General features: G+C 71.7%; 18 protein-coding genes and 1 riboswitch. Of the genes, 14 read left to right on the forward strand and 4 right to left on the reverse strand.

Features of this window, described 5'->3' with window-relative positions:
- Positions 1-4: 4 nt before the first annotated feature.
- From solA to JIG36_RS41065, 10 genes are all read left to right on the forward strand, one after another.
- Positions 5-1,141, forward strand: coding sequence for an N-methyl-L-tryptophan oxidase (gene solA / locus JIG36_RS41020; protein WP_203382004.1), 1,137 nt, complete (start codon positions 5-7; stop codon positions 1,139-1,141).
- Positions 1,138-2,253 carry an aromatic ring-hydroxylating oxygenase subunit alpha gene (locus JIG36_RS41025; RefSeq protein WP_203382006.1) on the forward strand — a complete coding sequence of 372 codons (1,116 nt, stop codon included), beginning with the start codon at positions 1,138-1,140 and terminating at the stop codon, positions 2,251-2,253. Before solA ends, JIG36_RS41025 begins: the two co-directional genes overlap by 4 nt.
- Positions 2,254-2,340: 87 nt before the next feature.
- The gene (locus JIG36_RS41030) at positions 2,341-3,117 is read left to right on the forward strand and encodes an L-type lectin-domain containing protein (RefSeq protein ID WP_203382185.1); all 777 of its coding nucleotides are present in this window, start codon (positions 2,341-2,343) and stop codon (positions 3,115-3,117) included.
- A gap of 141 nt (positions 3,118-3,258) precedes the next feature.
- Positions 3,259-4,011 carry a glycosyltransferase family 2 protein gene (locus tag JIG36_RS41035; RefSeq protein ID WP_307873115.1) on the forward strand — a complete coding sequence of 251 codons (753 nt, stop codon included), beginning with the start codon at positions 3,259-3,261 and terminating at the stop codon, positions 4,009-4,011.
- Positions 4,008-5,132, forward strand: a complete 1,125-nt coding sequence (locus JIG36_RS41040) for a glycosyltransferase family 4 protein (RefSeq protein WP_307873116.1) — start codon at positions 4,008-4,010, stop codon at positions 5,130-5,132. The genes JIG36_RS41035 and JIG36_RS41040 overlap by 4 nt, the downstream gene beginning before the upstream one ends.
- Positions 5,129-7,063 carry a hypothetical protein gene (locus tag JIG36_RS41045; protein ID WP_203382012.1) on the forward strand — a complete coding sequence of 645 codons (1,935 nt, stop codon included), beginning with the start codon at positions 5,129-5,131 and terminating at the stop codon, positions 7,061-7,063. The genes JIG36_RS41040 and JIG36_RS41045 overlap by 4 nt, the downstream gene beginning before the upstream one ends.
- A complete protein-coding gene (locus JIG36_RS41050; protein WP_203382014.1) occupies positions 7,060-7,863 on the forward strand; it encodes a hypothetical protein in 804 nt (267 codons plus the stop codon). The genes JIG36_RS41045 and JIG36_RS41050 overlap by 4 nt, the downstream gene beginning before the upstream one ends.
- The gene (locus JIG36_RS41055; RefSeq protein ID WP_307873117.1) at positions 7,857-9,116 is read left to right on the forward strand and encodes a lipopolysaccharide biosynthesis protein; all 1,260 of its coding nucleotides are present in this window, start codon (positions 7,857-7,859) and stop codon (positions 9,114-9,116) included. Before JIG36_RS41050 ends, JIG36_RS41055 begins: the two co-directional genes overlap by 7 nt.
- A complete protein-coding gene (locus JIG36_RS41060) occupies positions 9,113-10,345 on the forward strand; it encodes a glycosyltransferase family 4 protein (RefSeq protein ID WP_203382016.1) in 1,233 nt (410 codons plus the stop codon). The genes JIG36_RS41055 and JIG36_RS41060 overlap by 4 nt, the downstream gene beginning before the upstream one ends.
- A complete protein-coding gene (locus JIG36_RS41065; RefSeq protein ID WP_307873118.1) occupies positions 10,317-11,585 on the forward strand; it encodes a glycosyltransferase in 1,269 nt (422 codons plus the stop codon). Before JIG36_RS41060 ends, JIG36_RS41065 begins: the two co-directional genes overlap by 29 nt.
- Here the strand turns inward: JIG36_RS41065 and JIG36_RS41070 are convergent.
- From JIG36_RS41070 to JIG36_RS41085, 4 genes are all read right to left on the reverse strand, one after another.
- On the reverse strand, positions 11,519-13,075 hold the full coding sequence (locus JIG36_RS41070; protein WP_307873119.1) for a glycoside hydrolase 5 family protein: 1,557 nt from the start codon (positions 13,073-13,075) through the stop codon (positions 11,519-11,521). The two genes, JIG36_RS41065 and JIG36_RS41070, sit on opposite strands and share 67 nt — an antisense overlap.
- Positions 13,076-13,312: 237 nt before the next feature.
- Positions 13,313-15,100, reverse strand: coding sequence for a precorrin-2 C(20)-methyltransferase (locus JIG36_RS41075; protein ID WP_203382020.1), 1,788 nt, complete (start codon positions 15,098-15,100; stop codon positions 13,313-13,315).
- Position 15,101: 1 nt separating this feature from the next.
- On the reverse strand, positions 15,102-15,719 hold the full coding sequence (locus JIG36_RS41080; protein ID WP_236049223.1) for a precorrin-8X methylmutase: 618 nt from the start codon (positions 15,717-15,719) through the stop codon (positions 15,102-15,104).
- Complete coding sequence (locus tag JIG36_RS41085; protein WP_307873120.1) at positions 15,719-17,053, reverse strand: ferredoxin-like domain-containing protein; 1,335 nt, start codon at positions 17,051-17,053, stop codon at positions 15,719-15,721. The genes JIG36_RS41080 and JIG36_RS41085 overlap by 1 nt, the downstream gene beginning before the upstream one ends.
- Positions 17,054-17,182: 129 nt before the next feature.
- Positions 17,183-17,250, forward strand: a riboswitch (cobalamin riboswitch).
- A 52-nt stretch (positions 17,251-17,302) separates the two neighbouring features.
- Between JIG36_RS41085 and cobN the strand changes: the two genes are divergently transcribed.
- The 4 genes from cobN (at position 17,303) to JIG36_RS54455 (ending at position 24,839) form a co-directional block, all read left to right on the forward strand.
- A complete protein-coding gene (gene cobN, locus JIG36_RS41090) occupies positions 17,303-21,001 on the forward strand; it encodes a cobaltochelatase subunit CobN (protein ID WP_203382022.1) in 3,699 nt (1,232 codons plus the stop codon).
- 51 nt (positions 21,002-21,052) lie between these two features.
- Entirely contained in the window at positions 21,053-21,556 is a 504-nt protein-coding gene (locus tag JIG36_RS52785) for a permease-like cell division protein FtsX (RefSeq protein WP_203382024.1), read from the forward strand.
- Between the two features lie 205 nt (positions 21,557-21,761).
- A complete protein-coding gene (locus JIG36_RS41100) occupies positions 21,762-23,519 on the forward strand; it encodes a galactose-binding domain-containing protein (RefSeq protein ID WP_203382026.1) in 1,758 nt (585 codons plus the stop codon).
- A gap of 54 nt (positions 23,520-23,573) precedes the next feature.
- Positions 23,574-24,839, forward strand: a complete 1,266-nt coding sequence (locus JIG36_RS54455; protein WP_307873121.1) for a DUF1996 domain-containing protein — start codon at positions 23,574-23,576, stop codon at positions 24,837-24,839.
- The last annotated feature ends 72 nt before the right edge of the window (positions 24,840-24,911 follow it).

Raw genomic sequence — 24,911 nt, forward strand, 5'->3', positions numbered from 1 at the left:
CACCTTGTCGGCGTACGACGTCATCGTTGTCGGTCTCGGCGGCATGGGCAGTGCCGCCGCGTTCCAGCTCGCGGCCCGCGGCGTACGCGTGCTGGGCCTGGAGAAATACGGTCCGGCCCACGACCGGGGAGCCAGCCACGGCGGTTCCCGGGTCACCCGGCAGTCCTACTTCGAGGGCCCCGAGTACGTGCCGCTGCTGCTGCGCGCCTACGACCTGTTCGACCAGCTGGCCGTCGACTCCGGACGCGACGTGATCACACTGACCGGTGGCGTCATGATCGGGCGGCCGGAGAGCCGTACGGTCGCAGGCAGCCGGGCCAGTGCCGAGCAGTGGGGCCTGGAGCACGAGATCCTGGACGCGGCCGACATCCGGCGCCGTTTCCCGACGCTGGCGCCGCAGGACGACGAGATCGCGCTCTTCGAGGCCAAGGCGGGTTTCGTACGGCCCGAGGCCACCGTCGCCGCCAACCTCGAGCTCGCCGGCAAGTTCGGCGCCGACCTGCGCTTCCACGAGCCGATGACCGGCTGGACGCCCGAGGGTGAGGGCGTGCGGGTGACCACGGCTCAGGGCAGCTACACGGCCGGCCAGCTGGTGCTCGCGCCCGGCCCGTGGGCGCCCGAGCTGCTGGCCGACCTGGGCGTTGAGTTCCGCATCGAGCGGCAGGTTCAGCACTGGTACCAGCCGCGGGGCGGGGTCGAGCCCTACCTCCCCGACCGGCACCCGATCTATATCTGGGAGGACACCGAGGGCGGCCAGATCTACGGCTTCCCGGCGATCGACGGACCCGAGGGCGGCGCCAAGATCGCGTTCTTCCGCCGGGGCACGCCGACCACCCCGGACACGCTCGACACCGAGGTGCACGAGGGTGAGATCGCCGAGATGGTCGACTACTGCGGACAGCGGCTGCCCACCCTGCCCGGGCAGTTCCTGCGGGGCGAGCCCTGCATGTACAGCACCACGCCCGACGAGCACTTCGTCATCGCCCGCCACCCGGCGCACGAGGCGGTCACCGTGGCCTGCGGTTTCTCCGGGCACGGCTTCAAATTCGTGACCGTGGTGGGCGAGATCCTGGCCGACCTCGCGACCTGCGGCTCGACCGTGCACCCGATCAGCCTCTTCGACCCCCGGCGGTTCTCGTGAGCTCGTTGATCCCCACCCTGGCCGGCTCCTGGTACACCGACCCGTCGATCTTCGCGCGCGAGCAGGAACTGATCTTCGAGCGCATGTGGTTCTGCGTCGCCCGGGGCTCCGACGTGGCGACGCCGGGCGCGTTCCGCACGGTCCAGGTCGGCCGGGAGAGCCTGCTGGTCACCCGCGCCGCCGACGGGCGGGCCCGGGCGTTCCTCAACGTCTGCCGGCATCGCGGGGCCCAGCTGTGCGCCGAGGAGTCCGGCTCGGTGAAGCGCACCTTCAAATGCATGTACCACGCCTGGGCGTACGGGCTGGACGGCAAGCTGGTGGCGGCGCCGAACCTGGTCAAGATGCCGGACATCGACCGGGTCGAGTACGGCCTGACCGCCGTGCACGTGCGCGAATGGCTCGGCTATGTCTGGGTATGCCTGGCCGACCAGCCGCCCTCGTTCGAAGACGACGTGATGGGCGCCTGCACGGAGCGCCTCGGTGACCTGGAGTCGATCGAGCGCTACCGCCTGCCCGAACTCGAGGTGGGCCGGCGCATCCGCTACGACGTGCGGGCCAACTGGAAGCTCATCATCGAGAACTTCATGGAGTGCTACCACTGCTCGACGATCCACCCTGAACTCGTGCACGTGCTGCCGGAGTTCGCCGGGGGATACGCCGCGCAGTACTACGTCGGGCACGGCGCCGAGTTCGGCCGCGACGTCGAGGGGTTCACCGTCGACGGCAGCCCCGGCGTGACCACGATCGGCACCATCGCCGCCGAGCAGGACCGCCGGTACTACGCGATCACGATCAAGCCGCAGGTCTTCGTCAACCTGGTGCCCGACCACGTGATCTTCCACCGGATGTACCCGCTGGCGGCCGACCGCACGATCGTCGAGTGCGACTGGCTGTTCCGGCCCGATGTTCTCGCCTCGGGGGCCGACCTGAGCCGCTCGGTCGAGCTGTTCGACCGGGTCAACCGGCAGGACTTCGAAGCCTGCGAGCGCTGCCAGCCGTCGATGAGCTCCCGGGCGTACGCGCGAGGGGGTGTGCTCGTCCCGAGTGAGCACCACATCGGCGCGTTCCATCAGTGGGTAACGGACCGACTGCATCCGATCCGGGGCAAATAGTATCGACTCGGTCACGCGGGTCTGCGCGCTGTCCTACCTTAGGCCACGTCCTAGTGGGGCAAATTATCCGAAATGGAGCGCAGAAACGTGTCTTCTTCACGTTCCTCGAGACTGGCCCGCGGCGGGCTCATCGCCGCCCTGACCCTCTCGATAGCCACCGCGGGCGCGCCCGCGTTCGCGGCCGACGGCGATCCGCTGATCGACTATCCGACGTTCAAGGGCGCCGCCAAGAGCCTCGACCGTAACGGCGCGGCCGACCTGATCCTGTCGTCCGGCGACAAGACGCGGCAGAAGATCCTGCGGCTCACCCCGGGCGGCTACCGGCAGTCCGGTTCGGCCTGGTCGACCACCAGGCTCGACGTCTCGGAGTCGTTCGAGACGACGTTCAAGGTCTACCTGCACCACTTCCGGCCGGGCGCCGACGGCATCGCGTTCGTCGTGCAGACCGAGGGCCCGCGGGCGCTCGGCGGCTGGGGTGGCGGTCTCGGGTACCGCGGCATCAAGCCGAGCCTGGCCGTCGAGTTCGACATCTACCAGAACTCGTACGACTCGAGCCGCAACCACCTCGCGGTGGTGCTCGGCGGCAACCCGGACTACCAGGACACCGTGTCCGAGTCGCCCATCGCGCTGTACGGGCGGCCGTTCAACGCCCGGGTCGCCTACGACGCCGAGGCCGGGTTGCTCAGCGTCTATGTGAAGGCCCTCAACGCCGGCTCGCAGGAGCGGCTGGTTCTGGAGCAGGAGATCGACCTGGCCCGGCACGTCGGGAGCGACGCCGCGTGGGTGGGTTTCACCGGCTCCACCGGCACGGGCCTGTCGAAGCAGGACATCTACTCCTGGAACCTCCAGGGGTCGGAAGCCTGACCAGGTAAATCGCCGGTGCCGCCGGGGTTCGCCGCCGGCACCGGCGGCACTTGTTGTCCCCACCGAGTCTTGGAGAGAAGTATGTCGACGGTCCCCTACGCTCGCCCTCAGGCTGGAGCGGGAACCGAGCTTCCGCCCCCGGTGCTGTCCACCGCGAGCGAGCCTCTGGTCAGCGTGATCATTCCGGCGCTCAACGAGGCCCGGAACCTCCCGCACGTGATGGCCGCGCTGCCCGCGGTCGACGAGGTGATCCTGGTCGACGGTGGCTCCACCGACGACACGGTGGACGTCGCCAAACGCCTGATGCCCGGCATCCGCGTCGTCCAGCAGAACCGCCGGGGCAAAGGCAACGCCCTGGCCTGCGGGTTCGCCGCCGCCACGGGCGACATCATCGTCATGATCGACGCCGACGGGTCGACCGACCCCAAGGAGATCCCGAGCTTCATCGCGGCGCTGCGGGCCGGCGCCGACTTCGCCAAGGGCTCCCGCTTCTCGGGCTCGGGCGGCAGCGCCGACATCACGTGGCTGCGCCGGCTGGGCAACCACGGCCTGAGTCTGATGGTCAACGTCCTCTTCCGCACCCGCTACAGCGACCTCTGCTACGGCTACAACGCCTTCTGGGCCCGCCACCTCGACGTCTTCGACCTCGACAGCACCACCGAGGCCGAGGGGCGGCTGTGGGGCGACGGCTTCGAGATCGAGACCCTGCTCAACCTGCGCGCGGCCCGGGCCCGGCTGCGCATCGTCGAGGTGCCGAGCTACGAGCAGCAGCGCATCCACGGCGAGAGCAACCTCAACGCGTTCACCGACGGCATGCGGGTGCTGCGCACCATCGCCCGCGAATGGCCCCGCCGCCGGGCGTCGGCCCACCGCGAAGCGGAGCGCACACGGTGAGGATCGGGGTCGTCACCAGCGCCTACCACCCGGACATCGGTGGCGTGGAGACCCACGTCCGCCGGCTGTGCGCCGCGCTGGTCGCGACCGGGGACGAGGTCGAGGTGCTCACCCAGCACGCGCACGCCTCGGTCGAGTCGATCGACGGGGTGCTGGTCCGCCGGTTCCCGCTCACCGTCTCGGCGGCCAACTACCGCTTCTCGCTGGGGCTGTGGCGCTGGCTGCGGCGCCACGCGGGCCACTACGACGTGCTGCACGCGCACAGCTACCACGCCCTGGCCGCGCTGCCGGCCGCGCTCACCAACCGGACCCCGCTGGTCTTCACGCCGCACTACCACGGCACCGGGCACAGCCGGCTGCGCGCGGCCCTGCACCCGATCTACCGGCCGCTGGGCCGCCGGATCGTGGCCCGCGCGGGCCGGATCATCTGTGTCACCCGGGCCGAGCGGGAGCTGCTGATCAGCCACTTCCCCGAGGCCCGGGGCCGCATGGTGGTGGTGCCCAACGGCACCGACCCGGCGCCCGACCTGGTGGCCGGCCCCGAGCCCGGGCGCAGCATCCTCTGCGTCGGCCGGCTCGAACGCTACAAGCGGGTCGACCGGGTGATCCGGGCGATGACGCAGCTTCCGGCCGACCACCGGCTCGACGTGGTCGGCGCCGGTCCGGCCGCCGAGGAGTGGGAACAGCTGGCCGCCCGCCTCGGCCTCGGCGAGGACCGGGTCGTCTTCCACGGCCGGCTGCCCGACGGCGCCTTCCACGCCCGGATGGCGTCGGCCGCGGCCGTGGTCTCGGCCTCGGCCCACGAGGCGTTCGGCATGGCGGTGGCCGACGCGCTCACCGCCGGCATCCCGACCGTCGCCTCCTTCATCCCCGCGCACCGGGAACTGGCCGCGATGGCCGCCCCCGGCGCCCCGCTGTGGCTGGTCAACCCGGACGACGAGGTGGCGCTGGCCGAGGCGCTGCGGGTCGCGGCCGGCACCGCCCGGGCCGAGCACGGCCGCAACACGCTGCCCACCTGGAGCGACGTCGTGCTGGCGACCCGGGAGGTCTATTCGAGCGTGGCGCCGCCGGTCCACGTGATCCAGCAGGCCAAGGCCGGCGCCGGAGCCGGCGACCGATGACCCTGACCCGGACCGTCGCCGACGACCGTCCCGGCCTCGCCGTCGCGAGCACGCCCGAACCGCCCGCGACGGCGTCCCGGCGGCCGGCCCTGGCCTGCGCCGCCACCCTGGTCGTGACCGGCGCGGCCGGAGCCGCCCTGCTCGTGGCGGCCAACCGGGCCGCCGAGTGGGACACCGGCGACCAGTTCGGGTTCTTCTGGCTCGGCCTGCTCGTCTTCACCCTGCCCGCGGTGGTCTGGCTGGTGCGCCGGGGCACGGGCGCCCGCCTGCGGATCGCGGTCCTCACCGCGTACGCGGGCTTCACCTATCTGCCCAAACTGCTGCGCACGCCGGACGGCCCGCTCTATCACGACGAGTTCGCGCACTGGCGGCAGGCGCACGAGATCCTGGTCGACGGCCGGCTCTTCGAGCAGAACCCGATCGTCAAGGTGGTCGGCGACTTCCCCGGCCTGCACTCGACGGTCGCCTCGATCTCGGCCCTGACCGGCGTCTCGATCTGGCACGGGGCGCTGATCGTGCTGATCACCGCCCACCTGCTGGTCGTGCTGGGCGTGTTCGTGCTGGCCGAGGAGATCTGGCCGGAGCCCCGGACCGCCGCCGTGGCCGCCGTCCTCTATGGCCTGAACAGCTCGTTCCTGTTCTTCGACACCCAGTTCGGCTACGAGTCGCTGGCCATCCCGCTGCTGGTGTGGACGCTGGTCGCGCTGCACCGGGCGATGCGCGGACCGGCCGGACGCGCCCGCTACGGCTGGTCCGCGGTCACGCTGATGCTGTCGGCCGCGACCATCGCCACCCACCACCTGACCGCGCTCGGCCTGCTCGGCGTGATGCTGATCCTCTGCGCGGTGGCCACCGCCCGGGCCCTGCGCCGCAGCCATCCGCGCGCGGTCACCTGGACCGCCTGGGTGCTGACGGTCGCGGCGGCCGTGCTCGTGGTGACCTACCTGGCCGTGGTCGCGCCCCGCACTGCCGGCTACCTCGACCCCTATCTGGCCAAGGCGCTCGACCAGTTCGCCGGGATGGCCGGCAGCAGCGGCTCGGGCAAGCGCACCCTGTTCCGCGAGTCGGTCGCGCCCTGGTGGGAGCGGTACGCCGCGTTCGGCGCGCAGGGCCTGGCCGGGATCGCCATGGCCGCGGCCCTGTGGCGGCTGCGCTACCGGCGTGAGGGCGACGCGGTTTCCCGTACGGGCGCCCTCGCCATGTTCGTGCTCGGCTCGCTCTATTTCCCGGCCGCGCTGCTGATCCTCACCCCGTCCGGCGCCGAGGGTGCGCGTCGCTCGTGGGCGTTCAGCTATCTCGGGATCGCGCTGGTCGTGGCGCCGGTGGTGGTGGCCCTGCTCGACCACGCGACCCGCCGGCCGGTCCGGATCGCCACCGCGGGCGCGCTGCTCGGCGTCTGCGCGGTGGCGCTGGTCGGCAATACCGCGGCCGGCATGAACCCGTCCTACCGCTTCCCCGGCCCGCCGGTGTTCGGCTCGGACACCCGCTCGGCCATCCCCGAGGTGTCCGCCGCGTCGGACTGGCTGCGCGCCACCCAGGGCCGCGACCTGCGGATCGTCGCCGACCGCTACTCCGGGTTGATCTTCGGCTCGTACGGCGGGCAGCGGCCGGTCACCGGCTCGCAGTCGTTCCGCACCTACGACCTCTATCTGGCCCAGCCCGACCGGGAGATCCCGCCACTGCTGATCCAGCAGCTCAGCTCGTGGAACTTCGGCTATCTGATCGTCGACCGGCGGATGGCCCGGGAGGTGCCGGAGATCCAGATCTACTTCGAGACCAACGAGCCCGTGCCGCACGACGGGAAGCCCGCCTTCACGCTCGGCCAGCTCACCAAGTTCGACGGGACACCGTGGACCATCAAGATCTACGACAGCGGCAACATCGCGATCTACCGGTTCGACTTCGCCTCGCTCGGGCGGCCGGTGCGATGACGACCCCGCGCCTGATCGCCGCCGTGCTGGCCGCGCTGACCCTGCTCGTATTCTCCAACGGTCTGCCCTGGGTCTTCGTGGCGGTCTGCCTGGCCGCGCTGGCCGGCATCGGTGAGCTGTGGCTGCGGGCGCTCAGCGGCGAGGTGATGCCCCCGGTCACCCGGATCGGCCTGGCCGCGGCGTCCGGGCTGGTCAGCCTCCCGTTCGTGGCGATCACGCTGCACGCCCTGGGGATCCTCATCCGGGCCCGCTCGATCGCGATCGGGCTCGCCGTGCTGGTCGGTGTGCTCGGCGCGGTGGTGCTGCTGCGCGAGCGACGCAGCGGCTCCCCGGCCGATCCGCGCCTTCCGCGCATGATCGGCGCGGTGGCGATCCCCGGCCTGCTCACGCTGGTCGTCGGGTTCCTCGCCCTTTCCGCGTACGGGCGGTTGCCGCACCCGCCGCAGCCCGGCTACACCAGCCTGGCCCTGGCCGGATGGGCCGCCGACATCAATCAGCCGGTCGCCATCGGGGCCCGCGGAGTGCACGTGCCCCTGCGGGTGAGCAGCGCCGGCCGGCCCGGCGCGACCGAACCCCTGCGCGTCCGGGTGGGCCCGCGGCTCGTCTCGGGCCGCCCGATGGCCGTCGCGGCCGACGCCACCCGCTCGGTCGAGGTGTTCGTGCCGGCGCCCCCGGACCACTGCCTGCACCGCATCGAGATCAGCCTGGGCGCCACCAGCACCGTCTTCTACGGCCGGGGACCGGTCGCCCGTGTCTCAACCGGCCGGGTCTCAACCGGGCCGGGGCAGACCGGGTGCTGAGCACCGTCCGGCGGGACTCGCTGGCCCGCAACAGCGTCCTGATCATGGCGAGCACGGTCGGCACGGCCGGGCTCGGCTACCTCTACTGGCTGCTGGCGGCGCGGCAGCTGGCCCAGCCGTCGATCGGCACGGCCACCGCCCTGATCTCCATCTCGACCGTGGTCAGCATGGTGTCCAACCTCGGACTCGGGCACATGTTCATCCAGCGGCTGCCGGGCACCGGCCCCCGGGAATGGTCCCGGATCGTCAGCGCCGGGCTGCTGCTCGGATGTGGCGCCACGGCCGTCGTGTCCTTCGCGGCCTGTGCCGTGCTGCCCGCGCTGGGCGGCAACTTCGCGTTCCTGCGCAGCACCTCCGGGGTCGTCGCGCTGGTCACGGCCTCGGTCGCGCTCACCGCGACCACGCTGCTCGACAACGTCTTCGTCGCGCACCGGGCCAGCCACGGCATGTTCACCCGCAACCTGGCCCTGGCCGGCGGCAAGCTCGCGCTGCTGGCCCTGCTGACCTGGGCCGGCTATGGGGGCGCGGGGGTCGTGCTGATCGCCTGGACCGTGCCGTCGCTGGCCGTCACGGCCTACACGCTGGCCTCGATGCTGGGCCGCCTGCAGCCGGGCGCCCGGCTCGGTGGCGCCGGGCTCGGCGGCGAGCTGCCGCACGTGCGGGGCGCCATGAGCGGCCACCACCTGATCAACCTGGCCCAGGCCGGCCCCACCGCGCTGCTGCCGGTGCTGGTCACCGCCCGGCTCGGGCCCGAGGCCAACGGCCACTTCTATGTGGCCTGGATGACCGCGTCGGTGCTGTTCATGGTCTCGCCCGCGGTCGCCTCGGCGCTCTATGCGGAACGCACCAACTCGGCCGCCGCCGGCCTGCCCCGCGCCTCCGCGGTCGTGCTGACCGTGACCGGGCTGCCCGCGCTGCTGCTGTTCTTCGCCGGCGAGTCGATCCTCGGCCTGTTCAGCGCGGGCTACGCCGCCCAGGGCGCGCTGCTGCTCAAGATCCTGGTGCTGGCCGCGCTGCCCGACGCGATCACGAACCTGGCCGTCGCGCACTGGCGCTCGCTCCGCGAGTTCCGCCGCTGCCTGCGCCTCAACCTGCTGATGGCCACCGTCTGCCTGACCCTGACCTGGCTCTGGCTGCCCGGCACCGGCATCGAGGCGGCCGGCCTGGCCTGGCTGCTGGGCCAGGGCACGGGCGCGGTCGTCGTAGCTCTCCATTTCCTGACGAGACGACGGAAGAAGGCCTGCGCCGGATGAAGATCCTGCACCTGTCCAACCTGTACGCACCCGTGATCGGCGGGCTCGAACGCAGCATCGCCACCAGCAGCGAGGAACTGGTGCGGCGCGGGCACGAGGTCACCGTGCTCACGCTGGCGACGCCGCTGGCCGGCCACGACGAGCAGATCCGGGGCGTACGGGTCAGACGCGTGCGCAGCGTGGCCAACACCCTGCTGCCGGGCATGAACCAGGACGCCGGCAAGCCCTTCCACCCGACCACGGCCGACCCGCTGACCACGGCCGCGATCCGGCGCGAGCTGCGCGACGGCGACTACGACGTGGTGCACAGCCACGACTGGATGATGTACAGCTACCTGCCGCTGCGCTTCGGCCGGGGCGGCCGGCCGCACGTGCACACGGCCCACGACTTCGGCTTCACCTGCGTCAAGAAGACCTTCGCCCGCGACGGCCGTACGTGCGGCGGGCCGCGGCTCGGCCAATGTGTGCCCTGTGCCTCCCCGCAGTACGGGCGGCCCAAGTCGACGATGCTGGCCACCGCCCTGCGGGCCCAGCGGCACCGGGGGATCGACGCGCTCACCGCCATCTCGCCGGCCGTGGCCGAGGGCGTGAGCCGGGGCCGGATCCACGGCGACGTGCCGGTGCAGGTGATCACCTCGCTGGTGCCGGACGGGCTGGACGAACTGGCCCGCAACACACCCCGCCCGGACTGGCTGCCCGACCGGCCCTACCTGCTCTTCGTCGGGGCGCTCGGACCGCACAAGGGCATCGACGTGCTCTTCGACGCGTACCGCCGCCTGGTTTCCGACGGCGACGCTCCGGCGCTGGTGTGCCTGGGCACGCCGCGGGCCGACACGCCGCCGATCCCGGAGGGCGTGGTGGTGCGTCACAACGTGCCGCACCCCGAGGTGATGGCGGCCTGGCACCACGCGGCGGCGGGCCTGGTGCCCTCGGTCATGGAACCGATGGGCCAGGTCGCGGTCGAGGCCCTGCTGGCCGGCACGCCACTGATCGCCACCGCGGCCGGCGGCCTGGCCGACATGATCCGCGACGGCGAGACCGGCCTGCAGGTGCCGGTCGGCGACGCGGACGCACTCGTGGCCGCGATCCGGCGGCTGCTCGACGACCCCGGCCTGACCGCGCGGCTGCGCACGGCCGGCCACCGCCGCGGGCTCGACTACACCGCCGCCCGCGTCGTCCCGCAGATCGAGGAGGTCTACCGTGCCTGCATCGCCACCGCTGCCCGCTGACGGCCGGACGAGGGTGGTGGTCGTCGGCTCCGGCTGGCGCTTCCTCTCCGGCATCAGCTATTACACCTGCCGGCTCAGCAACGCGCTGGCCGAGCGCTACGAGGTGGGCGCGATCCTCATGCGGCAGCTGCTGCCGACCCGCCTCTATCCGGGGCGGGGCCGGGTGGGTCAACGGCTCAACCAGCTTGCGTACGACCGGGAGGTGCACGTTTTCGACGGCGTCGACTGGTGGGGCGTCCCCAGCCTGGTCAACGCGGTGCGGTGGCTGCGCTCGTTCCGGCCCGAAGTGCTGGTGCTGCAGTGGTGGACCGGCACCGTGCTGCACTCGTATCTGGTGCTGTGCCTGGCCGCGCGCCGTCTCGGCATCCGGGTCGTGGTCGAGTTCCACGAGGTGCAGGACACCGGCGAAGCCCAGCACCTGCTGGCCGCCTGGTACACCCGCAAGCTGATCAAGCCGCTGCTGCGCCGCACCGACGGGGTGATCGTGCACTCCGCGTTCGACCGGGTGTCGGTGCGCACCACGTACGACCTGGCCGGGGTGCCGGACGAGATCGCGCTGCACGGGCCGTTCGACCACCGCACGACCGAGCTGCCGCTGCGCGTGGCCGACGGGCGGGTCCGCCTGCTGTTCTTCGGCACCATCCGGCCGTACAAGGGCCTGGAGGATCTGGTCGAGGCCTTCGGCAAGCTGCCGTCGCACTACACGCTGACGGTGGTGGGGGAGACCTGGGAGGGCTGGACCATGCCGGCCGACATGATCGCGGAATCGCCGGCCGCCGCGCGGATCACGTTCGTCAACCGCTACGTCGCCGACTCCGAGGTGGACGGGTTCTTCGCCGACGCCGACGTGGTGGTGCTGCCCTACCGGCGCAGCTCGGCCAGCGGGCCGCTGCACATCGCGATGAGCCACGGGCTGCCGGTCGTCGTCACGGCGGTGGGCGGGCTGGTCGAGGCGGCGTCCGAATACACCGGGACCACCTTCGTGGCCGCCGGGTCGCCGTCGGCGCTGGCCGATGCCGTGCTGTCCGCGACCGAGAAGGCCGGAAGGCGGCACACCGACCCCTCCTCGTGGGAGAAGTCGGTGGCCGCCTTCACTCGCTTGTTCGCCCGGATGGGCGTGGCCGTCACTTCTTCGTCGGCCGTTACTTCTTCGTCGGCCGTCTCTTCCTCGCCTCAGGAGGCGGTGATCACCGCGTCGTCGAACCAGACGGTGCCGGTGTTCTCACCCGACTTGAGGTGAACCTGCATGCTGGCCGAGCCGGCCGGGGCGACCCCGTCGACCGACAGCTTGGTCCAGCCGGTGGTGCCGACCGGCAGCCAGTTCGACGACACGCCGCCGAGCCACTTGTCGTTGGCGTCGAACCAGCTCAGGGCGATCTGGGTGGTGCCCGTGGCCGCGTTGCCGCGGGCCCACACCTCGCCGTGCCACTTCTGCGCGGACTTGACGGGCGCGATCGGGGCGACCCGGTAGGACGGCGAGCCGGCCGAGGTCTTGCCGGTGTTGGTCATGCTGACCGACCACTTGCCGGTGCGGGCCATGCTCTGCGTCTTGACGGCCAGACCCAGCTCGGGCATGTAGGCCCGCCACGGGGTCAGGTTGTTGCCGGCCTCGAAGCTCGGGTCCATGACACTGGCCGGCATGGTCGTGTTGGTCCACCCGGCCTTGACCACGGCGGCGGCCGGCTTGGCGGTGCCGTCGAGGCGGTAGAGGCCGTAGCTGTACTGGGCCGGGATGCGCGAGACGGCCGAGGACGGGATGGCGCCCGTGGCGAAGTCGTTGAGCGTCCACGGCGCCACCGACTGCACGCCGGCGGCCTCGGCCGCCTCGAAGACGCGGGCCAGGAACGCGGCCTGCTCACCCTCGGTGTTCTGCAGGGTGTTCAGGCCGGTCTCGCCGATGGTGATCGGGGTCGGCGCGACCGCGGCCTGCGCGCCCTTGATCAGGGTGAGCGCGCGCTCCGAGTTGCCGTACAGGTGGAACTCGTAGAAGTCGACCGAGGTCGAGCCGAGGGTGCTCTTGACCTTGGCCAGGCCCTTGGCGCCGGAGACACCGTCGGTCGAGACCGTCAGCGGCATCGTCGGGAACGCCGACCGCAGCGCCGGGATCATCTTCTTGGCCCAGGTCATCGCGGCGGTGTTGCCGGGGTCGATCTCGTTCTGCAGCTCGAAGGACAGCACGCGCTTGTCGTCCTTGTAACGCGTGAGCACGGTCTTGGTCCAGGCCACGCTCTCGTCCACGTCGCCGTAGGCGTCCCACCAGTCGAAGAGCGTGAACTTGACGGTCATGCCCCGGGCGGCGGCGATGTCGACGAACTGGGCCAGCCGGTCCTGGTAGCCGTTCCACGGCTTGGGCCAGCCGAACGTGCTCGGGAAGATGATGACCCGCACGTTGTCGGCGCCGAGCGCGTCGGCCTTGGCCAGGTCGGCGTCGATCTTGGCCGGGTTCCACTCGGTCCACATCTTCGACCAGCCCGCCGCCGACGGGTAGTAGTTCAGCGTCTTGGCGTTCTTCACCAGGGCCAGGCGGGAGGCCAGCGTCGGGACGGCCGGGGCGGTCTCGGCGGCCTTCACCGTCGTCTTCGGCGTGGTCGCCTTGACGGCGGGAGCGCTGGTCCGCATGACCGACTTCGCGGCCTTGGCCGGGGCGGCGGTGGCCGGGGCGTGCGGAAGGGCGAGGCCCAGGAGCAGCGAGGAGGCCAGGACGGCGGCGCAGCGGCGAGGCGAGAACACGACTGGTCGTTGCCCTTCGATAGATAACGCGGATATGAGTTCGGTAGCGGCTCTCCCATCGGTCGGATCGTTCGGCGCATCTGGGTTTGTGGATTGCATTGCCGTTGCCGTGGGGTGCGGGCACGGTGCATCGGCCGTCCATCAAGATCGATGTCGGCTGAGCGCTTTTCCTGAGCGGTTCTATCGACCGCCGTTCATGGTTCTTGAGCGGCGCTCGGTCTTGCCGGGCCTTCGGGCTTATCCGGCGGGGTAGGTCCTCGGGGTGTAGACGGCCGTGGTGCCGTCGCCGCGGGTCACGGCCCGGGTCTGCGAGCTGCCGATGATCAGCAGGCAGCGCATGTCGACGGTGTCCGGGTCGAGGTCGGCCAGCGTGGTCACGCGAACGGTCTCCTGCGGGCCGCCGACGTCACGCCCGACCACCACCGGGGTGGCGCCGTCGCGGTGCTCGAGCAGCAGGTTCCTGGCGGTGACGAGCTGCTCGCGGCGCGACCGGGAGGCCGGGTTGTAGATCGCGATCACGAAGTCGGCCCGCGCCGCGGCAGTCAGCCGGTCGGCGATGACCGACCACGGCTTGAGCCGGTCGGAGAGCGACAGGACGCAGAAGTCGTGGCCGAGCGGGGCGCCGGCCCGGCTCGCGACGGCCTGGGCGGCGGTGAGGCCGGGGACGACCCGCACCGGGACGTCCTTCCACTGCGGGTCCTCGCTGACCTCGAGCACGGCGGCGGCCATGGCGAACACGCCCGGGTCACCCGATGACACGACGGTCACCTTGCGGCCGCGCTTGGCCAGGTCGAGCGCGAAGGCGGCGCGTTCGGCCTCGACCCGGTTGTCGGACGGGTGCTTGCGCTGGTGCGGGGCGGTTGCGACGCGGTCGAGGTAGGGCTGGTAGCCGATCAGGTCGTCGGCGCCGGCGAGGGCGCCGCGCGCTTCCGGGGTGAGCCACATCGGGTCGCCGGGGCCGAGCCCGACCACGGTCACGCTCCCGCGTCTTGAGGCAGCCGTGTCGCCGGCGGTCGTGCCTTCTTCCGTCGCGGCCGTGTTCCCGGCGGTCCTGCCCTCCTTCGCCGCGCTGCCGCTTTTCCCCTCCGCGAGTGCGGTCGCGCCCCTCGCCTCCGCGCCGCCGTCGTGTTCCTCCACGAATGCGGTTGCGGCCGGGCTGGGCAGCAGCGCCAGCGAGAAGTAGGGGACGGAACCGGGGTCGACGTCGGCGAGTTTCGCGTGGCGTTCGCGGTCGGTCGTGGCGCGCTCGACATACCAGGCGTCGTCGGCGCGGCCGGCCCGGGTCAGGGCCTCGCGCACGCCCTCGAAGGTGCGGCCCAGCTTCATGACGGCGGCGGAATCGGTGGCGGCCAGGCGGGCGGCCAGCTCGGCCGGGGGCAGGGTGCCGGGCAGCACGGTCAGGATCTCGTCGCGCTCCATCAGCGGGCGGCCGAGCACGGCCGAGGCGGCGCTGACCGAGGTGACGCCGGGGACGACCTCGGTCGGGTAGCGGTGGGCCAGCCGCTTGTGCATGTGCATGTAGGAGCCGTAGAAGAACGGGTCGCCCTCGGCCAGCACGACCACGTCGTGGCCGGCGTCGAGGTGCGTGGCCAGGCGGGCGGCCGCCTCGGCGTAGAACTCGTCGATCGCGCCCTGGTAGCCGCCCGGGTGGTCGGTCGCCTCGGTCGTGACCGGGTAGATCAGCGGCTCCTCGATCTGCCCCTCGCGCAGCAGTCCGGCCGCGATCGCGCGGGCGTTGCTGCGCCCGTGCCGCGCCGCGTGGTAGGCCACGACGTCGGCCGCCTCGATCAGCCGGGCCGCCTTGAGCGTGATCAGGTCGGGGTCGCCCGGTCCGACGCCGACGCCGTAGAGACGCCCACTCGGCCGGTTGTTCCCGTTCGGCCGGCTGTTCCCGTTCGGCTGACTTTCTCCGTTCGGCTGGCTGTTCCCGTTCGGCCGGCTGTCTCCGTTCGCCGCGGGCGTGACGGAGGATGGCGTATTGGTGCTCTCCGCGTGGCCGGGGGCGCCGGGTGGGGTTGTGGTCATCTCACTCCGCCTCGGAGGCCAGGGCGTTGACGGCGGCGGCGGTGATGGCGCTTCCGCCGCGGCGGCCGCGGACGATCAGGTGCTCGAGGTCGGAGGCGGCCAGGGCCTCCTTGGATTCGGCGGCGCCGATGAAACCGACCGGGATGCCGAGGACGGCGGCCGGGCGCGGGGCGCCGGCGGCGATCATCTCGAGCAGCCGGAACAGGGCCGTGGGGGCGTTGCCGATGGCCACGACCGACCCTTCGAGGTGGTCGAGCCACAGGTCGAGTGCGGCCGCGCTGCGGGTGGTGCCCAGACTCTCGGCCAGCGCGGGGACCTCGGGTGCCCGCAGGGTGCAGACGACCTCGTTGGCGGCCGGGAGGCGCTTGCGGGTGATGCCCGAGGCGACCATCTCGGCGTCGCAGAGAACCGGGGCGCCGTCGAGCAGCGCCTTGCGGGCGGCGACGGCGACCTGGGGGGAGTAGGCGATGTCGCGGACCAGGTCGACCATGCCGCAGGCGTGGATCATGCGGACGGCGACCCGGGCCACCTCGGCCGGCAGCCCGCCCAGGTCGGCCTCGGCCCTGATCGTGGCGAAGGAACGCCGGTAGATCTCGGCGCCGTCCCTCTCGTACTCCATCAGATCCTCCTCGCGGCGGCGACGGCCCGTGCGGTGTCGCCGGTGAACATCTCCTCGTCCGGTTGCCGGGTCACGGCGTAACCGGACGGGGTGGCCTCGACCCGCACGTGCGGCCCGGACGGGCTGCCGCACCCGCGGGCGCAGCCGATCCAGTGCACGGGCAGACCGTCCGAGTACGCGCTGGTGCTATCGGCATCGGCCCGCACGTCGGCCAGGGATTTCGCGCAGCCGGGTCGCCCGGCGCAGGCGGTCACGCCGGCCCAGCGGGTGGTCGGGTCGACCGGCAGCCCGGCGTCGTCGAGGGCCCGGGCCCACCGGCGGGCGGCTTCGGGCGTCAGATCGGGCACCACCACCCCGCGCCACGGCGTCACCACGAGCCGCCGAGCCGTGGCGAGCAGCCGCAACGCCTCGCCACCGAGCCGCCCGAGCGGCACAAGCGCCCCCACTGCGACCAGCCCGTCACCCTGCCGCACAACCCCGATCGGGGCCGGTGCCGGGGCCAGGGTCGGTGCCGGGGTCAGGGTCGGCGTCGGATCCCCCATCCCTTCGCGGACAAATCCGATTTGTCGGACAGGCTCGAGCGGGGGTGGGAAAAGCGGGAGGCCGTCGGTCGCAACGGAAGCAGGAGGCGCGTCTGCGGGTTTGCCGGCGCCGACCGTCGACGTGGGGAGGCCGAGGACCGCCGCGGTGCGGACGGCGACGCGGGCCGGGCCGTTCGGCAGCTCGTGCAGTCGCCACGCCGGCGCATCGGAAGCGGACCCGGCCTGCGCAGCCCGCTCGGCCAGGAAAGCGTTCGCGGCGGCCAGCAGGGCAGCGACCACGCCGTCGGCGGCCACTCGCAGACCGGCGTCGTGGCCCGCGAAGAGGATGGCGAACGCTTCGTCGGCGACGGGGAGTGCGGCCACGTCGGCGTCCAGGGTGGTCGGGCCGATCGCGAAGAGGAAACGGCCCGGCAGGGCGGCCAGCGCCGGGGTGGCGCAGAGGGCCCGGTCGAGGTCGGTCACCAGGGCGCGGATCGTGGCGTCGGCCAGAGGTGGGGCGGCGATGTTGCGTACGGTCTCGTGGGTCTCCGAAGGCAGCAGGCCGGCGGCCGACAACCGGGCCGCGAGCACCGCCGGGTCGGCCTCCCGCAACGCTCGGAGCTGGACGTTCGCGCGGGATGTCAGCTCCAGGTGGCCGTCGCCGAAGGCCGCGGCGAGCGAGGCCAGCGCCGTCAGCTGCGGGCCGGTGAGCATGCCGCCGGGGAGCCGGACCCGGGCCAGCGGACCGTCGGCCGCCTTGTGCAGACGCAGGGCGCCCGGGCAGGCATCGACGGGAGACTCACGGGCAGGCACGGCCCGGATACTACGTTCGTCCGGGGGCCGGACCGCATCCTCGGGTCGGGATCGTCACACAGCGGCACCCTCCTTGACTCCGGGTATCGGCTCCGGGAAGGCTGGGAGGTCACGAGCGGCGACGCCGCGGAGGAAGCCGGTGCGAGTCCGGCGCGGTCCCGCCACTGTCACCGGGGAAACCCGGGAGCCAGGAACTCCGGTCGCCGTGATCTCTACTACCCGGGGCGCGGACCCCGAGGGGAGCTGTGCGTGTTCCTGCTGCTGTCGACCTCCGACACCGATCTGCTCAGTGCCCGGGCCAGTGGCTCGCGGTGGCGCCTGGCCAACCCGGCCCGCACGGCCGTCGACGATCTGCCGGGCCTGCTCGAAGACGTGACGCTGGTCGTCGTGCGCATCCTCGGCGGCCGCCGCGCCTGGGAGGAGGGGCTCGACGCGCTGCTCGCCGGGCCGGTCCCGGTGGTGGTGCTCGGCGGTGAGCAGGCCCCCGACGCCGAGCTGATGAAGCTCTCGACCGTGCCGGCCGGAGTGGCCGCCGAGGCGCATGCCTATCTGGCCCAGGGCGGCTCGGACAACCTGGCCGCGGTGCACAACTTCCTCTCCGACACGGTGCTGCTGACCGGGCACGGGTTCGCGCCGCCCCAGGCCGCGCCCGACTGGGGGCCGCTGCCCCGCGAGACGACCGCGACCGGGCCGACCGTGGCGGTGCTCTACTACCGGGCCCACCACATGGCCGGCAACACGGCGTTCGTCGAGGCGCTGTGCCAGGCGGTCGAGGCCAAGGGCGGTCGTCCGCTGCCGTTGTTCACTTCCTCCTTGCGTACGGCACCCGAAGATCTTCTGGCTGAGCTGCGTAAAGCCGATGCCCTGGTGGTGACCGTGCTCGCGGCCGGCGGAACGCGCCCGGCGACGGCGAGTGCGGGCGGGGACGACGAGGCGTGGGACGTCGGTGTGCTGGCCGGTCTCGACGTGCCGATCCTGCAGGGGCTCTGCCTGACCAGCAGCCGCGCGGCCTGGGAGGCCAGCGACGACGGCCTGTCCCCGCTCGACGCGGCGACCCAGGTGGCGATCCCCGAGTTCGACGGCCGGATCATCACCGTGCCGTTCTCGTTCAAGGAGATCGACCCCGACGGCCTGTCGGTCTACGTCGCCGACGAGGAGCGGGCCGCGCGCGTGGCGGGCATCGCGGTGGCGCACGCCCGGCTGCGGCACGTCCCGCCGGCCGAGCGCCGCATCGTGCTGATGCTCTCGGCCTACCCGACCAAGCACTCCCGCATCGGCAACGCGGTCGGCCTCGACACCCCGGCCTCGACGGTGGCCCTGCTGTCGGCGATGCGCGAGCGTGGCTACCAGGTCGGTTCCTTCTCCGAGTACGACGGTGACGGGCTCATCCACGCGCTGATCGCCGCGGGCGGGCAGGACCCCGACTGGCTCACCGAGGACCAGCTCAGCGAGAACAACGTGCGGATCTCCGGGGCCGCGTACGCGTCCTGGTTCGCCACCCTCCCCGACGACCTGCGCGAGTCGGTCGAGCAGCACTGGGGACCGCCCCCGGGCGAGCTCTACGTGGACGGCGGCGACATCGTGCTGGCCGCCCTGCGCGACGAGAACACCGTGGTCATGGTGCAGCCGCCGCGCGGTTTCGGCGCCAACCCGGTGGCCATCTATCACGACCCCGACCTGCCGCCCTCGCATCACTACCTGGCCGCCTACCGGTGGCTGGCCGACGACTTCGGCGCGCACGCGGTGGTGCACATCGGCAAGCACGGCAACCTGGAGTGGCTGCCGGGCAAGAACGTGGGCATGTCGGCCTCGGACGGCACCGACGCCGCGCTCGGTGACCTGCCGCTGATCTATCCGTTCCTGGTCAACGACCCGGGTGAGGGCACGCAGGCCAAGCGGCGGGCTCACGCGACCCTGGTCGACCACCTGATCCCGCCGATGGCGCGGGCCGAGTCGTACGGGGACATCGCCCGTCTGGAGCAGCTGCTCGACGAGCACGCCAACATCGCGACGCTCGACCCGGCCAAGCTGCCGGCGATCCGGGCCCAGATCTGGACGCTGATCCAGGCCGCGCGGATGGACCACGACCTCGGGATGGAGAGCCGCCCCGGCGACGAGGAGTTCGACGAGTTCATCCTGCACGTGGACGGGTGGCTCTGCGAGGTCAAGGACGTGCAGATCCGCGACGGGCTGCACGTGCTCGGGGCGGCGCCGGCCGGGGAGGCGCGAGTCAACCTGGTGCTGGCGATGCTGCGGGCCCGTCAGATGTGGGCCGGGCAGGTCGCGGCGCTGCCGGGGCTGCGCGAGGCGCTGGGCCTGGCCGAGGAGGCGTCGACCGCCGAGACCGACCGCGTCGAAAGCCTTGCCCGCAGCCTGGTCGCGGCCATGGAAGAGGGGGGATGGCCAGTCGAGCCGGCCGCGATCGACTCCCTGGTCAGCCCCCTCCTCCCGGCGCCCGACATTTCGAAAATGTCCGGCGGGGTACGAGGTGCGGTCGGCGTTGACGCGGCGGGTGACGGCGTCGGCGGAGGCGTGGCTGGCGTTGGCGTGGCGGGTGACGGCGTCGGCGGAAGTGCGGCTGGCGGCGGCGCGGCGGGTGTTGACGTCGCGCGCGTCCGGGACGTGCTCGCGTTCGCGGCCACCGAAGTTGTTCCGCGGCTCGAACGCACCACCGACGAGCTGGGCAATCTGCTGCACGCGCTGGACGGCGGCTACGTTCCGGCCGGCCCGAGCGGCTCCCCGCTGCGCGGCCTGATCAACGTGCTGCCGACCGGGCGCAACTTCTACTCGGTCGACCCCAAGGCGATCCCGAGCGCGCTGGCCTGGGAGACCGGTCAGGCCATGGCCGAGTCCCTGCTGAAGCGCTACCGGGACGACTACGGTGACTGGCCGCGATCGGTCGGCCTCTCGGCGTGGGGCACGAGCGCCATGCGTACGGCCGGGGACGACATCGCCGAGATCCTGGCGCTCATCGGCGTCCGGCCGGTGTGGGATCCCGCCTCCCGCCGCGTCACCGGGCTCGAACCGATCTCGCGCGAGGAGCTCGGCCGGCCCCGGGTCGACGTCACGGTGCGCATCTCCGGGTTCTTCCGTGACGCGTTCCCGCACGTCGTGGCCATGATGGACGACGCCTTCCGGATGATCGCCGAGCTCGACGAGCCGGACAACTACGTGCGGGCGCACGCCCTGGCCGACAACGACGACCACGGCGACTGGCGGCGGGCCACCACGCGCATCTTCGGGTCGCGGCCGGGGGCGTACGGGGCGGGAATTCTGCCTCTGATCGAGAGCCGCAACTGGCGTGGGGACGCCGACTTCGCCGAGGTCTACGCGGTGTGGGGCGGCTTCGCGTACGGGCGTGACCTGGACGGCGTGCCGGCGCGGGGCGACATGGAGAACGCGTACAAGCGGATCGACATCGCGGCCAAGAACATCGACACCCGCGAGCACGACATCGCCGACTCGGACGACTACTTCCAATACCACGGCGGCATGATCGCCACGGTGCGCGCGCTGACCGGCAAGGCTCCCGCCGCGTACGTGGGCGACTCCACCAACCCCGACGCCACGCGCACCCGCAGCCTGACCGAGGAGACCGCGCGCATCTTCCGGGCCCGCGTGGTCAACCCGCGCTGGATCGCCGCGATGCGCCGCCACGGCTACAAGGGCGCCTTCGAGCTGGCCGCCACCGTCGACTACATGTTCGGTTTCGACGCCACGGCCGGCGTGGTCACCGACTACATGTACGAGCAGCTGGCCAACACCTACGCCCTGGACCCGGAGAACCAGAAGTTCTTCCAGCAGTCCAACCCGTGGGCCCTGCACAGCGTCACCGAACGCCTCCTCGAAGCGGCCGAGCGCAAGCTCTGGGAGTCGCCCGACCCCGAGACGCTGAACGCGTTGCAGCAGCTCTACCTCGAGACCGAGGGCGACCTGGAGGACAACTGAGCCCGGAGGAGCGTCAGGACCGCGGGTCCGTTGTTGGTAGTGTCCGGGCCCGTGAGTGAGGCCTTCATCGATCCGTCCGTGTCCCCGCCGCCCGCCGCGACGAGTTCGCGGCGGGCGATCCTGATCGCCGCCGTGGCGGTGGCGTCCCTGCTGGTGGGGTCGGCCCTGGCCGTGTCCGCGATGTATCTGCTGGGGTGGCGCCCGCAGCCCGAGCGGAACTACACCGTCCTGGTCTTCATGAAGACCGACGCGACGACCGAGCAGAGGGCGGCCGTCGAACAAGCCGTCGGGCAGATCCCGAACGCCGGCCCGGTGGAGTTCACCGACCGGGCCACGTCCTTCGCGCAGATGAAGGAGATGTTCAAGGACCGGCCCGAGGTCGTCGAGGCCCTGACCGAGAAGGCGGCCCCCGAGTCGTTCAAGGTGCCGGTCAAGGCCCGCGAGATGACCTGCGACGGCATCACCGGGATCCGCCAGCTGCCCGGGGTGAGCGATCTCAAGGTGACCGCGCCGGTCACGAAGTCCCGCCCGCCCCTGGATGTCATCTGCTTCTGACGGGGCAGCCCCTCACGGTTCCGGAACCGTGAGGGGCTTTTTGCTGTTCACCTGCGGGAATGCTGAGAAAGCGCTTCCCGGGCCCGCTACCAGGCATTGACAGGTGCCGACACGCCGGTTCACAGTGTCGTCACAAAGAGCGCTTTCACAGGCCGGTCCCCAGGTTGAAACCGCTCGGACACATCCCCTAAAGCAGGAGTCCTCCATGACATCCCCGGTCCTGGACGGGCTCGGGACGCCTCGCAAGAGGCTGTCCCCGGCCCGGATTCTCACGCTCGGCGCGGCCCTCACCGGGCTCGTCGCCGCCTTCTTCGTCGCCACCACCCAGACCGCGCAGGCCGCTGAGGTGGTGGTCTCGCAGGGCAAGCCGGCCACGGCCAGCTCGACCGAGGTCGCCGGCGCCTACCTGCCCGGCGAGGCGGTCGACGGCAACAACGGCACCCGCTGGGCCTCCTCGTTCACCGCGAACGCGTGGTGGCAGGTCGACCTCGGCGCGGCCACCTCGGTCAGCCGGATCGCCATCAACTGGGAGGGCGCGTACGCGAAGGCCTTCAATATCCAGTTCTCGACCAACGGCACCAGTTACACCCAGGCGTACGCGACCACGACCGGCGCCGGAGGGCAGCAGAGCATCGCCGCCACCGGCACCGCCCGGTACGTGCGGATCAACCTGACCGAGCGGGCGCTGCCGATCTACGGCTACTCGTTCTGGGAGTTCCAGGTGTTCTCGGGCGGTCCGACGACCCCGCCGACCACGCCGCCCACGACCCCGCCGACCGGCACCACGCGGCTGCTGTCCTACAACAAGCCGGCCGCCGCCTCCACCTGGCAGAACGACGTCAACTGCAACCCGTGCAGCCCGGACAAGGCGTTCGACAACGACCCGGCCAGCCGCTGGGCGACCAGCTCGACCAACGGCTGGGTCGACCCGGGCTGGATCTCGGTCGACCTGGGCGCCACCGCGAACATCTCGCAGGTCGTGCTGCAGTGGGACCCGGCCTACGCCCGCAGCTATCAGATCCAGGTGTCCGGCGACAACGCGAACTGGACGTCGATCTACTCCACCACCACCGGTGACGGGCTCAAGGACGTCATCAACGCCACCGGCACCGGTCGGTACGTGCGGATGTACGGCACCGTCCGCAGCAGCGCCTACGGCTACTCGCTGTGGGAGTTCAGCGTCTACGGCACCGGCGGCGCCCCGACCACCCCGCCGGCCCAGCCCGCCGACCCGACGTTCCCGGCCACCCGCCTGGTCTTCGAGGACAACTTCAACGACGCCGCCGGCACCAAGCCGAGCACGGCCAAGTGGACGTACGACCCGGGTGTCCCGCAGAACGGCGAGATCCAGTACTACACGCCCAACAGCGAGAACGCGCAGACCGACGGCGCGGGCAACCTGGTGATCGAGGCCCGCCGGCAGGACTACCAGGGCCGCCAGTACACCTCGGCCCGCATGAACACCGGCAACAAGTTCAGCGCCCAGTACGGCCGGTTCGAGGCCCGGATCAAGGTGCCGAAGGGCAACGGCCTGTGGCCGGCGTTCTGGATGATGGGCGAGGACTTCCTCAGCGGACGCCCGTGGCCCTACAACGGCGAGATCGACATCATGGAGGTCCTGGGCCGCAACACCAACGAGATGTACACGACGCTGCACGCCCCGGCCTACAACGGCGGCGGTGGCTACGGCCAGAAGAACGCGGCCGGTGTGGACCTCTCGCAGGACTTCCACGTGTACGCCGCGGAGTGGGACAGCAAGGGCATCCGGTTCTTCCTCGACGGCCGGCAGGTCTTCAACGCCGACAAGGCCACCGTGGAGAACACCCGCGGTCCGTGGATCTTCGACCACAAGTTCTACCTGATCCTCAACCTGGCCGTCGGTGGCGACTTCCCCGGTCCGATCGACGCCACCACCCCGTTCCCGTCCCGCATGCTCGTCGACTACGTGCGCGTCTACCAGTGATCGCCGGCCGGGGGCCCGACGAAGGCCCCCGGCCCCTTCCCCCAAGGACGGCAAATGCGCAAAAAAGCATTCTTTGCGGCGGCCGCGGCGGCGACTTTGACCGCCTATCTGCTGGTCGGGGCCAGTGGCGCCAGCGCCGCGGACACCCTCATCTCGCAAGGCAAGACCGCCACCGCCAGCTCCACCGAGTCGGCCGCCTTCCCCGCGTCCAACGCGGTCGACGGCAACCTCGGCACCCGCTGGTCGAGCGCCTTCAGTGATCCCCAGTGGCTGCAGGTCGACCTCGGCGCCTCGGCCACGATCACCTCGGTCGTGCTGAACTGGGAGGCGGCGTACGCGCGCAGCTTCAGCCTCAAGACCTCGGCGAACGGTTCGTCGTGGACCACGATCTACAACACGACCAACGGCACGGGCGGGCGTCAGGCCCTGACCGTCAGCGGCACCGGGCGTTTTGTTCGGCTCGAGACCACCGTACGGGCAACGCAGTGGGGTGTCTCTCTGACCGAGTTCCAGGTGTACGGCTCGGGTGGCGGCACCACCACGCCGACGATCCCGCCCGGGGCCGTGCGGGTGGCGGAGTTCCTGGCCGACTGCCCGTTCAGCCACCGGCTGCCCGACGACCCGATCGTCTTCCCGGGTCTGCCCGGCGCCTCGCACATGCACAGCTTCTTCGGCAGCGAGGTCACCAACGCGCACAGCACCACGCAGGACCTGCTCAACGCGAACTCGAACTGCAACCCGTCGATCGACAAGTCGTCGTACTGGATCCCCACCCTGTACAACGGCAACACCGAGGTCGAGCCGGTCACCGGCATCTTCTACTACCTGGGTGAGGGCGTGCGCGACGACCTGATCGCGCAGACCCAGCCGTTCCCGCTCGGCCTGCGGGTCGTGGCCGGCAACGCCAAGGCGACGGGCCCGAACGACAACACCATCGCCCGGTGGTCCTGTCTGCACGCGGGTGACGCGGGGTCGTCGAGCAACTTCGTGAACTGCCCGGCCGGCACGATGCTGGAGTCGTACCTCGACTTCCCGCACTGCTGGGACGGCGTGAACCTGGACTCGCCCGATCACAAGAGCCACATGGCGTACCCGGTGAACAACGCCTGCCCGGCCAGCCACCCGGTCGTGGTGCCCAAGCTGCGGCAGGTCATGCGCTACCCGGTCAACGGCAACCCGGCGAACTTCCGGCTGGCCTCCGGGCCGGGCTACACGATGCACGGCGACTTCTTCAACGCCTGGCCGGTCGACGAGCTGGCCCGGCGCGTGAACGACTGCATCCGTCCGATCATCAAGTGCGGCACGGACGGACGTCCCTGATGACCACGGGTGTCGCCGGCGGAGCAACGGACGGCGGCGGCACCCGTCACCAGCAGAACCTGGGCGCTGCTA

The organism is Paractinoplanes ovalisporus (genome assembly GCF_016834655.1).
Taxonomy (GTDB): Bacteria; Actinomycetota; Actinomycetes; order Mycobacteriales; family Micromonosporaceae; genus Actinoplanes; species Actinoplanes ovalisporus.

Coding starts and splice junctions, on each gene's coding strand:
- JIG36_RS41045 (WP_203382012.1), top strand. CDS start 5,129: ATGACCCTGACCCGGACCGTCGCCGACGACCGTCCCGGCCTCGCCGTC.
- JIG36_RS41050 (WP_203382014.1), top strand. CDS start 7,060: ATGACGACCCCGCGCCTGATCGCCGCCGTGCTGGCCGCGCTGACCCTG.
- JIG36_RS54455 (WP_307873121.1), top strand. CDS start 23,574: ATGCGCAAAAAAGCATTCTTTGCGGCGGCCGCGGCGGCGACTTTGACC.
- JIG36_RS41075 (WP_203382020.1), bottom strand. CDS start 15,100: ATGACCACAACCCCACCCGGCGCCCCCGGCCACGCGGAGAGCACCAAT.
- JIG36_RS41060 (WP_203382016.1), top strand. CDS start 9,113: ATGAAGATCCTGCACCTGTCCAACCTGTACGCACCCGTGATCGGCGGG.
- JIG36_RS41080 (WP_236049223.1), bottom strand. CDS start 15,719: ATGGAGTACGAGAGGGACGGCGCCGAGATCTACCGGCGTTCCTTCGCC.
- JIG36_RS41100 (WP_203382026.1), top strand. CDS start 21,762: ATGACATCCCCGGTCCTGGACGGGCTCGGGACGCCTCGCAAGAGGCTG.